This window comes from Paucibacter sp. KCTC 42545, assembly GCF_001477625.1.
GTDB lineage: Bacteria > Pseudomonadota > Gammaproteobacteria > Burkholderiales > Burkholderiaceae_C > Paucibacter_A.
The window spans coordinates 60,697-74,320 of record NZ_CP013692.1; the positions used below are offsets into that span (position 1 = coordinate 60,697).

The 13,624-nt window shown below is 65.0% G+C and carries 15 protein-coding genes; 8 read left to right on the forward strand and 7 right to left on the reverse strand.

Going from position 1 to position 13,624, the window contains the following annotated elements:
• Window positions 1-20: 20 nt before the first annotated feature.
• Genes rimI through AT984_RS00315 form a run of 3 tightly spaced genes read left to right on the forward strand, consistent with a single transcriptional unit; the run spans window position 21 to window position 2,655 of the window.
• Window positions 21-593, forward strand: coding sequence for a ribosomal protein S18-alanine N-acetyltransferase (gene rimI, locus AT984_RS00305; protein WP_082679666.1), 573 nt, complete (start codon window positions 21-23; stop codon window positions 591-593).
• Window positions 590-1,540, forward strand: a complete 951-nt coding sequence (locus AT984_RS00310) for a uracil-DNA glycosylase (RefSeq protein ID WP_058718410.1) — start codon at window positions 590-592, stop codon at window positions 1,538-1,540. Before rimI ends, AT984_RS00310 begins: the two co-directional genes overlap by 4 nt.
• A complete protein-coding gene (locus tag AT984_RS00315; RefSeq protein ID WP_058721964.1) occupies window positions 1,537-2,655 on the forward strand; it encodes a class I SAM-dependent methyltransferase in 1,119 nt (372 codons plus the stop codon). Before AT984_RS00310 ends, AT984_RS00315 begins: the two co-directional genes overlap by 4 nt.
• A gap of 56 nt (window positions 2,656-2,711) precedes the next feature.
• Here AT984_RS00315 and AT984_RS00320 read toward each other — a convergent pair whose 3' ends face one another.
• Entirely contained in the window at window positions 2,712-3,941 is a 1,230-nt protein-coding gene (locus tag AT984_RS00320) for a multifunctional CCA addition/repair protein (RefSeq protein WP_156421831.1), read from the reverse strand.
• Window positions 3,942-4,373: 432 nt separating this feature from the next.
• Between AT984_RS00320 and AT984_RS00325 the strand changes: the two genes are divergently transcribed.
• Window positions 4,374-4,868: an FxDxF family PEP-CTERM protein gene (locus AT984_RS00325; protein WP_058718411.1), complete on the forward strand. Its 495-nt coding sequence runs from the start codon at window positions 4,374-4,376 to the stop codon at window positions 4,866-4,868.
• Window positions 4,869-4,972: 104 nt separating this feature from the next.
• Here AT984_RS00325 and AT984_RS00330 read toward each other — a convergent pair whose 3' ends face one another.
• Together AT984_RS00330 and AT984_RS00335 are read right to left on the reverse strand one after the other, a co-directional pair.
• Window positions 4,973-5,659 (reverse strand): glutathione S-transferase family protein, encoded by a 687-nt coding sequence (locus tag AT984_RS00330; RefSeq protein WP_058718412.1) that lies wholly within the window; start codon window positions 5,657-5,659, stop codon window positions 4,973-4,975.
• 83 nt (window positions 5,660-5,742) lie between these two features.
• A complete protein-coding gene (locus tag AT984_RS00335) occupies window positions 5,743-7,746 on the reverse strand; it encodes a transglycosylase SLT domain-containing protein (RefSeq protein WP_442952180.1) in 2,004 nt (667 codons plus the stop codon).
• Window positions 7,747-7,833: 87 nt separating this feature from the next.
• Between AT984_RS00335 and AT984_RS00340 the strand changes: the two genes are divergently transcribed.
• A complete protein-coding gene (locus AT984_RS00340) occupies window positions 7,834-8,493 on the forward strand; it encodes a 5-formyltetrahydrofolate cyclo-ligase (protein WP_082680265.1) in 660 nt (219 codons plus the stop codon).
• Between the two features lie 112 nt (window positions 8,494-8,605).
• Window positions 8,606-9,298 (forward strand): tRNA-uridine aminocarboxypropyltransferase, encoded by a 693-nt coding sequence (locus AT984_RS00345; protein ID WP_335338580.1) that lies wholly within the window; start codon window positions 8,606-8,608, stop codon window positions 9,296-9,298.
• Between the two features lies 1 nt (window position 9,299).
• Here AT984_RS00345 and AT984_RS00350 read toward each other — a convergent pair whose 3' ends face one another.
• Complete coding sequence (locus tag AT984_RS00350; RefSeq protein WP_082679667.1) at window positions 9,300-10,319, reverse strand: LysR substrate-binding domain-containing protein; 1,020 nt, start codon at window positions 10,317-10,319, stop codon at window positions 9,300-9,302.
• Window positions 10,320-10,453: 134 nt separating this feature from the next.
• Between AT984_RS00350 and AT984_RS00355 the strand changes: the two genes are divergently transcribed.
• A complete protein-coding gene (locus AT984_RS00355) occupies window positions 10,454-10,867 on the forward strand; it encodes a DUF2917 domain-containing protein (protein ID WP_197418207.1) in 414 nt (137 codons plus the stop codon).
• Here AT984_RS00355 and AT984_RS00360 read toward each other — a convergent pair.
• The 3 genes from AT984_RS00360 to AT984_RS00370 all read right to left on the reverse strand — a co-directional run bounded on the left by AT984_RS00360 (window position 10,785) and on the right by AT984_RS00370 (window position 12,527).
• Window positions 10,785-11,240 carry a TfoX/Sxy family protein gene (locus AT984_RS00360; protein WP_058718415.1) on the reverse strand — a complete coding sequence of 152 codons (456 nt, stop codon included), beginning with the start codon at window positions 11,238-11,240 and terminating at the stop codon, window positions 10,785-10,787. The two genes, AT984_RS00355 and AT984_RS00360, sit on opposite strands and share 83 nt — an antisense overlap.
• A gap of 101 nt (window positions 11,241-11,341) precedes the next feature.
• Window positions 11,342-11,731 carry a nuclear transport factor 2 family protein gene (locus AT984_RS00365; RefSeq protein WP_058718416.1) on the reverse strand — a complete coding sequence of 130 codons (390 nt, stop codon included), beginning with the start codon at window positions 11,729-11,731 and terminating at the stop codon, window positions 11,342-11,344.
• A gap of 52 nt (window positions 11,732-11,783) precedes the next feature.
• Entirely contained in the window at window positions 11,784-12,527 is a 744-nt protein-coding gene (locus tag AT984_RS00370; protein WP_197418208.1) for an RDD family protein, read from the reverse strand.
• 62 nt (window positions 12,528-12,589) lie between these two features.
• Here AT984_RS00370 and AT984_RS00375 point away from each other — a divergent pair, with 62 nt between their 5' ends.
• Entirely contained in the window at window positions 12,590-13,534 is a 945-nt protein-coding gene (locus AT984_RS00375) for a 1-phosphofructokinase family hexose kinase (protein ID WP_058718418.1), read from the forward strand.
• The last annotated feature ends 90 nt before the right edge of the window (window positions 13,535-13,624 follow it).

Sequence of the window (13,624 nt, forward strand, 5' to 3'; positions counted from 1 at the left end):
CTCTGAGTCCGACTTTCCCCATGAGCGCCTTGCCGAATTCAACGCCCCAGCCGGAAAGCGCTGCAGCTTCAGCAACTTCTGCGGCAGCCAGCCTGCAATTGCGAGCGCTTAGCCCGGTCGACTTGCCGGCCATCATGGCCATCGAGACCCAGGTCTACGCCCAGCCCTGGAGCGAGGGCAATTTCAAGGATTCGCTGGCGTCTGGCTACGAAGCCTTCGGCTTGTGGGGGCCGGCAGCCCCTGCCGGTAACGCGCTAACGGACGAATTGCGCGGCTATTGCCTGGCCATGCCCGGCGTGGACGAAATGCATTTGCTCAATATCTCGGTGCACCCCGCCTACCAGGGGCAGGGCTTGGCGCAAGCCATGCTGAACCACCTGGTGCAGCGCTGCCGTGCGCTGGCTTGCGCCCAGCTGTGGCTGGAAGTGCGCCACAGCAATCAGCGCGCCCGCATGGTTTACCGCCGTTACGGCTTCAGCGAGGTGGGGCTGCGCCGCGCCTATTACCCGGCCCATCTTGGCCTGCGTGAAGACGCGGTGCTGATGAGCTTGCCGATTGCGATTGAGAAAGCCGGCCAGGAGCCACAGCCATGACTTGGGACGAGCGTCAACGCGCCATGCTGGCGGCCATGGGCTTGCGGGTCTGGCCACGTGCCGAGGCACTGGCCGATACCGACGAAACAGTTGCCCCTCAGGCTGAAGCAGAAGCTGAGCTGCACGCGGAAGCGTTGGACGATCCGGCGCCAGCAAGAGGCGTTGAACGCGATACCCGTGCCGCGCCAGCGCCTTCCTCACGCCCCTCGGCGCCCGCTGTCGCGGCCGTTCAGGCCCTGCCCGCAGCCCTGCGCGGCGAACCTGCGTCCACGGCTTCGCCAAGTGGCACTGCGCCCCTCATTGATGCAGCCGCGCTGGATTGGGCGGGCTTGCAGGCGGCTGCAGAAGCCTGCCGCGCCTGCGCCTTGGGCGAGGGCGGCGCCAAGTTGTTTGGCCAAGGCCAGGCGCCCGGGGCTGTGCCGAAGGTGCGATGCCTGGTGGTGGTTGATGCGGCGGCCGAGTTGGGCGAGGGCGATGGCCAGTCACCACTGAGCGGCGAAGCCGGCAGCTTGCTTGCCAATCTGCTGCGGGCTATGGGGCTGAACCTCGCTCAGGCTGCGGACGCGGCTGGCGGCGCAGGCGTTGCTGATGCTGCTGATGCCGCTGATGCGCGCCCGCTGGCCTTTGTGACCAGTCCTCTGAAATGCCGTCCCCAGGCGGGTAAGTCCGCCGCAGCGGCTGAGTTGCAGCGCTGCCAGCCTTTGCTGGCGCGCCAGATTGAGCTGCTGGCGCCGCAGCTGATCCTGGCTCTCGGGCCTTTGTCCATCCAGGCGCTGCTGAGCACGCCCGAGCCCCTGGGGCGCCTGCGCGGCCGGGTGCACAGCTATCACAATATCCCGGTGGTGGTCAGCTACCACCCCGCCTATTTGCTGCGCCAGCAGGCCGATAAGCCGCGCGCCTGGGCCGATTTGTGCCTGGCCCTGGCCAGCCTGGAGGGCCAGTCTTGAAGCCCAGCGACGCCTACCCTACAAGCGCAACAAGCGCAACAAGCGATCTGGCGCAGCTGATCCAGCAAGACATTGCCGCCGCCGGTGGCTGGATTGGCTTCGACCGTTTCATGGCCCAAGCCTTGTATGCGCCCGGCCTGGGCTATTACAGCGGCGCGCGGCCCAAATTCGGCTTGATGCCCGATGGGCCGCAAGGCAGTTCGGACTTCGTCACCGCACCCGAGATCTCGCCCCTGTTTGGCCAAGCCCTGGCCGCGCAGCTGGCACAAGCGCTGCAAGTGACCGGCACCCGCACCCTGTGGGAGTTTGGTGCCGGCACCGGCGCCCTGGCCGAGCAATTGCTGCAGGCGCTGGGGGATCGCATTGATCGCTACTGCATCGTCGATCTGTCCGGCAGCCTGGCTGCCGTTCAGGCCCAGAGACTGGCGCGCTGGCAGGGCAAGGTGGAATGGCTGCAGCAGCTGCCTGCCGAATTCGAGGGCGTGGTGGTCGGCAACGAGGTGCTGGACGCCATGCCGGTGCAATTGCTGGCCTTTGATGGCCAGGCCTGGGCCGAGCGTGGCGTGGTCAGCCACGGAGAGGGCTTTGCCTTCGAGGACCGGGCCACGGCCTTGCGCCCGCCTTTGTTGGATAGCGTGCCCGGCAGCGTGACCGAGATTCATCCCCAGGCGGAAGCCTTTGTGCGCACCCTGGCGCAACAGCTCAAGCGCGGCGCGGTGTTTTTGCTCGACTACGGCTTCCCCGAGGCCGAGTACTACCACCCGCAGCGCCACGGCGGCACCTTGATGTGCCACCACCTGCACCGCGCCGACCCCGATCCGCTGCAGCTGGTGGGTGAGAAAGACATCACCAGCCATGTCAACTTCACCGGCATCGCCCTGACCGGGCAAGAGGCCGGGCTCACGGTGCTGGGCTACTGCAACCAGGCCAACTTCCTCATCAACTGCGGCCTGGCCGAGCTGATGGAAGCCGCCACCTTGCCCCAGCGCGCCATGGCCCACCGCCTGATCGCCGAGCATGAGATGGGCGAGCTGTTCAAGGTGATCGGCTTCGCCGCCGGCGAGGAGTTCGAAGCCCTGGGCTTCGCGCGCGGTGACCGCAGTCACACCTTGTAAGTGCTGCTGGCCCTGCGCGTTAGCCGCGCCTGGCCCAGCTGAAAACAGCCAATCGCTTAACCGAGCGCAAGCAAGGCCGCCAATCGCGCTTGCTGCACCGCCCGCCCAATGGCCGGGCCGCTCTTGCCCTCGGCCAGGGCTTGGGCGCTGACCGCGCTCAAGTCCAGGGCCAGCAGCTGGCGCAGATCGGCCAGCAGGCGCTCGCGTTGCGGGTAAGGCCGGTCCTCAAAGCCTAAGCGCCCGCGTGCATCGCATTCGCAAGCCCACAGCATGTGCTCGAAGCGCTCCGGGCGGCGCCAGGCGTCGCAGCGCTCCAGCAGGCGCAGCCGTGCCTCAGCGCCAAAGCTTTCGCTCTGGTGGACATGGGTGTGCTCGCGCGCCACCAAGTCGGCTAGCTCCTTGCAATCATTCGGCACGCGCCAGCGTTCGCTCAATTGCTTGGCCAGCTTGGCGCTCAGGCCTTCATGGCCGATATGGCGCGGCAGCAGTTCGGGCGCGGTGAGGCCTTTGCCGAGGTCATGGCACAGGGCCGCGTAGCGCACCGGCAGCGGGGCCAGGTCTTGCGCGGCATGGTCCAGCACCATCAGCACATGCAGGCCGGTGTCGATCTCGGGGTGATGGGCGGGGGGCTGCGGCACGCCGAACAGGCGGTCCAGCGCCGGGCATAGCCGGGCCAGCGCGCCGCAGTCGCGCAGCACCTCGATCATGCGTGAGGGCTTGGCCTCCATCAGCCCGCGTGAGATTTCTTGCCAGACACGCTCGGCCACCAAGGCGTCCACCTCGCCGGCGGCCACCATCTCGCGCATCAGCACGGTGGTTTCCTCGGCGATGCTGAAGTCCGCAAAGCGGGCGGCAAAGCGGGCCAGCCGCAGGATGCGTACCGGGTCTTCCGCGAAAGCGGGCGAGACATGGCGCAAAACCTTGTTCGCCAGATCGCGCTGGCCGCCGTAGGGGTCGATGATTTGGCCGTCCGCCGCCTGCGCCATCGCGTTGATGCTCAGGTCGCGGCGGCCCAGGTCTTGCTCCAGCGTGACCTCGGGCGCGGCGTGAAAGGCGAACCCGCGATAGCCCGGCGCGGTCTTGCGCTCGGTGCGGGCCAGGGCGTATTCCTCATGGGTCTGCGGGTGCAGAAAAACCGGGAAATCCTGGCCCACGGCCACAAAGCCCGCCGCCAACATGGCCGCAGGGTCGGCGCCAATGACCACCCAGTCACGGTCGCTCTGGGGCAGGCCCAGCAAGCTGTCGCGCACCGCGCCGCCCACCAGATAGCTTTGCATCGAACTCATCATTCCTTCAAAAAACTTGTTGCCGACGAGCCTTGTTCGGCCGGCGATGGCTTGTCATGCGGCCCAAACTGGGTCGGGCCGCTTAGGCATTCGCGGTGACCCGCGCGCCGCCATCATAGGGAATGGCGCCCGTCGCTTGGTCACTCGGCAAGCTGGAATGCTGCCTGCTGCGCTTCGCGCAGGCTGCTGCGCCGGCTGCGGCAGCCAGAAAACGGGTCGAGCCCGCGAATCGACGCACTTTGTTCGCAGGGCGTTATGTATCGAACCAATCTTTACAAAGTTTCGGGCGTTATGCGGTCAAAACGGGGCTTGCTCCCGCAGCTGGGGGGCTGTGCTGGGCGGGCAAGCCGGGTACATTCGAGCAAACTCAGTCGAGTTCAAGAATCTAGCCTGCCAAAAACACGCTGGATTCACACCAAGATTGGAAGTCGTATGAAGCTCAAACTTATCGTCGCCGCCGTTTTGTCCCTCTCCGCTGTCGCCGCTTCGGCCGCCTCGGTCGATTTGGGCACGCTGGACGGCACTGGTTTTGATTCGACAGGGGGCTTCTCTGGCAAGTTCGCCCTGGGCGCGCCCATTAACGACGCCTGGAGCTTCACGCTGGAGACCGCGTCCAATGTGTCCTTTGGTGCCCAGCAGTCCTTTTCATTCGGCAATGGCATCACCAGCTTTGCCGGCGTTCTGGACGGTTACGGCCCGTTGACTCTGACGGTCAACCCGGCTAATACACAGGCCAATCTGAACTGGTCGGGACTGCTGGCTGCTGGCACTTACACCGTTCATCTGAGCGGCATTTCTGGCGCCAAGAACACCACTTACGGCACAACGCTCGCAGCCACGCCGGTGCCTGAGCCCGAGAGCTACGCGCTGCTGATGGCTGGCCTGGGTGTGTTGGCCTTTGTGGCCCGCCGCCGCAAGTCGGTCTGAATTGCGCAGCAGCCGGCCCAGGCTGCATCGCACAAGAAAAAAGCGCCTGAGGGCGCTTTTTGTTTGTCCGTCGTTTTTGCAGTGCCGGGGCCTGTGAAACCAGCTCAGTCCCTGGACTTGCGGTAGGGCTCGTCAAAGTCCAGAAAGTCCTTTTCTTCCATGGCATCCGCCACCCAGGCGGCCACGGCCGGCTGGGCTTGAATGAGTTTGGCGTAGGCCGCGGCGGCCGGGCTCAGTGGCAGGCCGTAGCGGCTGACGCGCATCACCATGGGTGCGAAATAGGCATCCGCCGCGCTGAAGGCAGCGCCGAACAGGAAGGGGCCGCCGCTGGCCGTCAGCGCATCGCGCCAGAGCGCGTCCAGGCGCTGCAAATTCTTCTGCAGGCCTTCGTCCTTGGCCAGCAAGTCTGGGCCGATGTGGCTGAGGTCAGCCTCGATATTCATCGGGCACAAGTTGCGCAACTTGCCAAAGCCGGCGTGCATTTCGGCGCACAGGCTGCGGGCGCGGGCGCGCTGCTTGGCGTCCACCGGCCAGATCGCATGCGCGGGAAAGCGCTCGGCAATGGCTTCGGTGATGGCCAGGGTGTCCCACACAGCAAAGCCGTCATCCGCCACCAGCACTGGCACCTGGCCGGTCGGGTTGATCTCGGCCAGCGCGCGGTAAAAGCTGGAGCCCGGTGTGAAGTCGAAGCGCAGCTTCACTTCCTCGAAGGGGATGCCAAAAGCCTTCAGCAGCACCCAGGGGCGCATGGACCAGGAGGAGTAGTTTTTGTTGCCGATGACGAGCTTCATGTGCGGGCTGCTAGTTGGGTGATGACAGAGAGCCTCAGCTTAAGGGCAGCTGCGCGGGCCATGGGTGAGCAATCGGCATGGCTTTATTGCTCGCCTGGCAAGGATGGGGCCGGAATGCTTTGCTTGGGCCCAATCTGCTGGCCCAGGCGCTTGCGCAGGCTGCTGGCCTCGGCGCCTTCGTTGAGCATTTGGGCGTAAAGGGTGGTGTTGGTCAGCACCTTCTTCACATAGTCGCGGGTTTCGTTGAAGGGGATGTTCTCCACCCAGATGGCCGCGTCCACCGTATTGCCCTCGCGCCAGCGCCGTGGTCGGCCCGGCCCGGCGTTGTAGGCCGCCGCCGCCATGGCCATGGAGCCGCCAAAATCGTCCAGCACCAGCTTCAGGTAGCTGGTGCCGATCAGCACATTGAAGTCGCGGTCATTGAGCAGTTCGGGGCTGAAGGCGATGCCGACCTTCTTGGCCGTCCAGCGCGCGGTGGCCGGCATCACCTGCATCAGGCCGGAGGCGCCGACATGCGAGCGTGCGTCCATCACAAAGCGCGATTCCTGGCGGATCAGGCCGTAGACATAGGCCGGGTCCACGCCGACCTGGCGTGCCTTGGCGGTGAGCTCGGGCTTGTGCGGCATGGGAAAGCGCTGGGCCATGTCGATCTCGCGCCGGGTGCGCTCGCTGCTGTTGATGCAGCGGTCCCAGATCTCGCGCTCGCAGGCTTCTTGGGCGGCGGCGCGCAGCTCGCGCTCGCTCATGCCGCGCAGGCTGAAGTTCCATTCGCGCACGCCTTCGTTGCGCAAGTCGCTGGCGATCAGCAGCAGGGCGCGCTTCAGGCCGGGATGGTTCTGCGCGGCCGCGCGCTCACTGCCGACCAGCGCCGTTGGCGTGGCCGGCAGCATGGGCGGGGTGCCCAGCTCTTCGGCGGCTAGGCGGCCGTAAAACGTCATCGGCGAGGCGATGGCTTGCAACAGTTCGCGCGCCTCTTTGTGCAGGGGCTCGCCGGTTGCGCCATCGGCCGCCGTGGCTTGCAGGGCGCGGGCGCGCCAGTATTGCCAGGTTGGGTCGCGCTGCTCGGTCTCGCTCAGCAAGGCCATGCTTTTGAGGGCCTGGAACCAGCGCCCATCGCGCAGCGCTGCGCGGGTGGCCCAGGCCAGGGTGTCGTCGCTCCAGTCCGGGCCGCCTTTTTGTTTTTCGCTGAGTTTGAGGGCGCGCTCGAAGTAGTCGGGCGCATCGCTGCTGAGCTTGATGGCCGCTTGGCGGCCCGTCTGCGCCCAGGCCCAGGCGGCCAGCTCGGCGGGCAACTGGCGCTGCCAGCGGCTGCTGAGTTGCTCGGCCGTTACGCCCACATCATTGGCCGCCATGCGCAGCAAGGCCAGGGTGTTCAGCTCATCATGGATGCGCGTGCCGGTCTTGGCCTTGCGGGCCAGATAGCGCGTCGGGTTGTCAAAAATCTCCGCCAGCGCCAACTCCACCGGCTTGCCCAGCAGGCTCGCGGTTTGCTTGGCCAGGCGCACTTTATTGGTCTCCACTGCCAGGCGCAGCTTGATCCACAACTCGGCGCTGCTCAGCAGCTTGGCGTCCACCAAATTGCTGGCCAGCAGCTGGCAGCCGTCATCGCCCTCGCGCTGCGCCATCCAGGCAGCGCGGGCGGCGTCCTTGACCTTGCGGCCGGCCAGGTGTTCGGTGAGCAGGGCGTAGCAGGCGACTTCGCGGTCGTCACGCATCTGAAAGCGCGGATAGTCGGCGGCGAAGTTGCTCCAGTCGCGGCGGCGGCCCAGCTCCAGCAGCCAGTCATTGCGCAGCCGGTCTTCCACATAGCTGCCGGGCCAGCGGGCGTAAAAGGCTTCCAGCTCCGCCTGGCTGGTTTCAGCCAGGCGCAGGCCCAGCTGCCAATAGTCCATCCAGGGCGCCAGCGGGTGGCGCTGTTCGATGGCCGCAGCCGCTGCGGCGCTGGCGCGCTTTTTGTCCTTCAGGCGCAGGGCTTCGCGGGCCTCGATCAGCAGCGGGTCAGGTCTTGCCTGTTCGGCCTTGTTGGGCGTTGCCGGGCTTTGCGCTTGGCAGAGGCCTAAGCCAGCCAAACTCAGGGCCAGGGTCACCAGAGTTGAGAGTCCCAGGCGCTTCCAGGTCTTGGCCAAGGGCTGCGCTTCATATACTGACAAAACTGAGTCCTTCAAAAACAAATCATGGCTGAACATCTGATGGCACCGCACGACCGCAAAGCCCTGCGCACCCAATTGCTGGCGGACCGCGCGGCCTGGCTGCTGAGCCCTGCCGGCCATGCCGGAGCCGCCGCCCTGGGCCACCATCTGCGCGAGGTGCTGACCCAATTGGAACCGCAATGCCTGGGTGTTTTCTGGCCCTTGGAGGGTGAATTTAACGCAGCCGCGTATTTGCAGGGCCTGGCCTTGCAGGATGCACCCGCTATTGCTCCGGCAATTGATGCCGATGAAGCGGCCGATGAGGATGAAGATGATGCCCCGCGCGGCCTGCAATTGCACCGCCTGGACTGGGCCTTGCCCTATGCCTACAAGGCCGGTGAGCGCCGCATGGAGTACCGGCGCTGGGATGGCCAGCCGCCCAGCGTTTACGACGAATGTGGCATTCCCACCAGCCTGGGCGCGCCGGTTTTGCCCGATGTGGTGCTGGTGCCCTGCGTGGGCTTCACCCGCGAGGGCTATCGCCTGGGCTACGGTGGCGGCTATTTCGACCGCTGGCTGGCTGCGCATCCCGGCGTCATCAGCATCGGCCTGGCTTGGTCGGTCAGCGAGGCTGCGTTCGCGGTCGAGTCGCATGACCAGGCCCTGACCCTGCTGCTGACGGAAAAAGAAGTGATCTCACCTTGACCGAGTCTTTGCGCCCCGCTGCGCCGACAGCAGTCGGGCTGAATGAGCATGCCGTGGCACGCCTGCGCCACGCCGCCCTGACGCGCGAAACCCGGCCTATCTCGACCGCAGCGTGCGCCAAGATCGTTGCCCCAACTGCCGCTTGCTGCTCAGCCACTGCATGTGCGCACTGCGGCCGCCGCCGCAACTGGCGCGCGCCGGGGTCTGCCTCATCATGGCCGAGTTCGAGGCGCTCAAGCCCAGCAACACCGGCTGGTTGATTGCCGACTTGCTGGCCGACACCTCGGCCTTCGCCTGGGCGCGCACGGTGCTTGACCCGGCCTTGCCCGCACTTTTGAATGATCCGCAGTGGCAACCCTATCTGGTCTTCCCCGGCGAATTCGCGTCTGCCGATCGGGTGCGCAGCGACTTGCTGCCGGAGGCTCTGGCTGCCGCCGGCACTGCTGCCGACGGCGAATATGAATCCAAGACCCGGCGCCCGCTCTTTGTCTTGCTGGACGGCACCTGGGCCGAAGCCTGCAAGATCTTCCGCAAAAGCCCGTATCTGGATCGTCTGCCGGTGCTGAGCCTGCAGCCCGAGCAGTTGTCGCGTTATCGCCTGCGCCGCCATATTCACGCCAATCATTTCTGCACTGCCGAAGTGGCCGCACTGTGCCTGGCCTTGGCCGGCGAGGCGCAACTGGCGCAGCGCCTGGAGGCCTATCTGGATGTGTTCAGTACCCGCTATCTGCAAGCGCGGCAAAGCGTGCCTGCTGACCTGACGGATGCTGCGCATCAGCATTGGCTGGCGCTGTGCGCCGAGTGATCTAGGCCTCGCCCACCTCCGCCCGCGACAGCGCTGCTTGCGCTTCGATCCAATGGGCGAATTGCTGCACCTCGGGCCGCTGGCGGCCCTGTTCCGTTTGCAGCATCCAGTAGGCAAAGGGGCTGGCCATGCGGGCGCCCGGGCCGAAGGGCTCGACCAAGTCGCCGCGCTGCAATTGCTCTGACACCAGCACCAAGCGGGCCAAGGCCACGGCCTGGCCGGCCAGTGCCGCTTGAATCTGCTGGTAGGTGAAGTTGAGGTACATCCAGCGGCGCGGCTGCAACTCGGCCTGGCCTTGGCCGGCCAGCCAGCGCCGCCAGCTGAGGTACTCGGCGCTGGGTCGGTGGTCATCCTCTTCGGCCAAGGTGTACTCGGCCAGGTCGGCCGCCTTGCGCAAGGGCGGGCTGCTGCCTTGCGTGGCCTGCGTCGCCAGCATGCCGCTGACAACAGGCGTTAGCACTTCGCCGAACAGGCGCAGTGCGCCGCTGGGCACGCGGTCTGGCGAGGTGTAGCGCAGGGCCAGATCGACCTCGCTGTCTTCCAGCTCCAGCACGCTGTCGTTGGCCGACACGCGGATGTCGATGTCCGGGTGCGCCTGCTGAAAAGCCGCCAAGCGCGGGATCAGCCACAACGAGGCGAAGGACGCAAAGGTGGTGACGTTGACCACCTGGCGCCCGTGGGCCTGGCGGATCTGCCGCACGCTTTGGTCCAGGCGTTGCAAGACCTGTTCGGCGGTGGGCTTGAGCACGGCGCCGTCGCTGGTCAGCTCCACAAAGCGGGTGCCGCGCAGGAAGAGCGCCGTGCCGATCTCTTCCTCCAGCGCGCGGATCTGGCGGCTGATGGCGGATTGGGTCAGGTGCAGCTCTTCGGCCGCGGCGCGGAAGCTCAAGAGCCGCGCCACCGCCTCGAAGGCGCGCAGCGGGCCAATCGCCAGCGGGCGTTGGCGTGGCAGCGCTCTTGGCGGTGACTTGAGCGCGGGCTTGGCGGCCGGCGCTGGCGGCAGGGTGGAGGCTTGATTCATGCTTGAATGGAATTAATCATGGCCGCCGATCTCATTGGACGCTGCAGCCCGCCAACTCTAGCATTTACACCTATTCGATGCGAACAATGCCTCACAGGGAAAGGCGGTCGCGGCGGATGATGAGGAGAGCAGTGATGAGTAAACAGCAAGCATTGTGGCGGCTTGACCCGGGTCAGGCGCTGAGTTTCAAGATTGGGCCGGGCGCACGTGAGTTGCAGGTGACGGCGGGGCGGGTCTGGTTGACCGAAGCCAATGGCCAAGTTTCAGACCCAAGCGCTGAGACGCAGAGTCAGGTGCCGGCCGACGTTTGGCTGCAAGCCGGCGAGAGCCTGCGCCTGGCCTCCGGCACCCAGGTCTTGCTGGAGGGCTGGCCGACGGCGCAGTTTCAATTGCTGGTGCCGCCGTGCCCTGAACTTGCCCAGCCGAAGCGCCGGCTCGCCACGGCGGGGCGCGCGCAGCAGGGCGCTATGCGCCGCCTGCTGGCTTCTTCTTGGCGCGGCCTGGCGCGGCTGCCCGCGGCTTGGGGCTCGGCGCGCTCGGCCGCTTGATCGCCGTCGCGCGCTTGGCTACTTTCTGATTGGCCTTGGCGAGCTTTTGCGCCTGTGTGCGCAAGGCTGCCGCCATCGCCAAGCGGGCCCAGGGCGCAAGCAGTGGTGGCGAGTCCAGCGCCTCCTCGGGCGGGCGGAAGTAGCCCAGGGTCATGGTCTCGCCCTCGCGCTGATAGCAAAAGGGCTGGCAGCCGGCCGCCTCGAACTGGCCGCGTGTTTGCGCGTCGGTTTTCAGGTAAAGCTGCTCTTCAACAACCAGCGCGACGAAGAGATCGTCCAGATAAATGCCATGCCCGCCAAACATGCGGCGCAAGCGCACCGGCCCGAGGGGCTGCAATAGTTCGGCGCAATGTCGGGCGAATTCTTGGCTCATGTCGGGACTCTAAGCGACTCAGCGGCAGCACCCGCGAGCGTCAAGGGGCTGAATCCATTCAATCCCTCGCTCAACGCTTCGCCGCCCCAGCGCGGGTCTTGCTAGCGCGCAGCCTGCAGCATGGCAGCCATTTTTTCGTGAATCAGATTGACGGCCTTGAGCGGCCGCAGCATCACCTTGAATTCGGTGATTTGCCCGTGCTCATTCCACTTGATCATGTCCACGCCGTTGATGCTGATGCCGTCAAGTTCAAGCTCGAACTCCAGGATGGCATCTCGATCAGCTTTCAGCTCCCGCACATATCGAAAAGACTCGTTGCCAAAGACATGGAAGGCCGCAGCAAGATACATCGTCGTGATGGACTTGCCGACTTGTGGCTTGTGTACGACCGGCGAATAAAACACGGCGTCATCTGCCAGCAGGGCATCAAGCCCTTGAACATCGCGTTGCTTGAGAAGCTTGTGCCAGGTGGCTATTGGGTCGAGTTGCATGGATCACCTTGGGTACGGAGGAGACTTGATCGATGAAATGTTCGGCCGCAGCTTAGGCGCTGACTAGCGGAGCGACGGTCGCGCTGGTAACTGATGGTTGGGCCTCTTTGATGATCACCGTGCCGGCGATGAAATCGTGTATCGCCCGCCGCTTCTTGTTTGTGAGCATGATCAGAAACTCGCCCCAGATCCAAATGTTGATTGCAATAGTGAGCGGTGCATTCCAGTCAGGCATGGCGGCCTCGACGAGTTTGCTTCGCTCGAACAATGATGTTGGTGCAAAGTACTGGGCATCGGTAAGGCTAAGGACAGCCATTGCTCCCGCAACTGTTCCTCCGATACCCATCAGCCATTCCGGTAGGTAGCGAAGAAGCGCCTCGCGATAAGTCACCGCATCCCCATTGACCTTAACAATCCGCAACTTCATGAGGCGCTTTCCTGGTGTGCCGCCAAAACGACGCACCAAAAATACGCCGTAGAAAAGCCCAAAGAGTGTCCCCGGCAGGGCGTAGTACAGGCCGAAAAGGCGGTAATGCTCACTACCCCAAACAATCAGCGCCAAGAGTGGGCTCATCACCAAGATGTCGATCAAGCACGCCGTAAAACGCGGCCAAAATCCTGCATAAATCACAGCAACTCCTTCTGTTGATTCAATACGTCGGAGAGTTGGTTTTTCGCTTTCGCTGTCTGCAATGGGTGCACTTGTGACCCCCTTGCCGAGGAGGATAAACGCTAACTCTTGGATTGCTCGGTAGCAAGCTGTATTTGGGCCGGCTTGTGCATTGGAGATGTACAAGTTTGATTGGGCTATCGCTCCAATGGGGGGAGTTCCGACTTTGCCTGCCTAAACTCTGACCCATGAGCGACATCCTTACCTTGACCATGAACCCGGCCGTTGATGTGTTCACCTCGGTGGACCGCGTCATCCCGGGGCACAAGCTGCGTTGTGAGCCGGCGCAGATGCATCCCGGTGGCGGGGGCATCAATGTGGCGCGGGTCTTGCACCGTCTGGGTGGCGATGTGCTGGCGCTGTATGCCGCAGGCGGCATCACGGGCGGCCTGCTGGCTGAGTTGCTGGCGCAGGAGCAAACGCCCGCGCAGGCGCTGCCGATCGCGGGCGAGACGCGTGAGAGCTTCACGGCACATGAGCACAACAGCCAGCAGGACTATCGCTTTGTGTTGCCCGGCCCGCGCTTGTCTGCGCTTGAGTGCCAGCGTTGCCTCGATGCGCTGAGCCAGCATGGCCGCCCGCGCTTTCTGGTGGCCAGCGGCAGCCTGCCGCCCGGTGCGCCGGAGGACTTTTACGCCCAGGTGGCCGGCCGAGCCCGGCAGCAGGGCAGCAAGATGGTGCTCGATACCTCGGGCGCCGCGCTGCTGGCGGCCTTGCGGACGGGGGTCTATTTGGTCAAACCCAGCTTGCGTGAGTTGCGTGAACTGACCGGCCTGCCTTTGACTGCCGAGCCTGAGTGGCGCGATGCGGCGCGCGCGCTGATCGAGCAGGGCCAAGCCGAGATCGTGGCCCTGTCCTTGGGGGAGGAGGGGGCGCTGCTGGTCTCGGCCCAACAGGCTTGGCGCGCCCAGGCGCTCAAGGTGGAGGTGTCCAGCACCATCGGCGCGGGCGACAGCTTCCTGGCCGCGCTGGTGTGGTCGCTTGCTCAGCATGATCAGCATGATCAATTGGAACTGGCCTTGCGCCACGCCATGGCGGCGGGTGCGGCCGCGCTGCTGAAGTCGGGCACCTCGCTGTGCCAGGCCAGCGATGTGCAGCGGCATTTGGCGGATGTTCGGATCACGCAGGTCTGAAAAGCGCAGATGGCCGAACGGGCGCCGGCGCAAGATGAGTCAAGTCAAGACCACCGGAAACCCGCTCACGCCAGTCGCGCCGGCACTGCA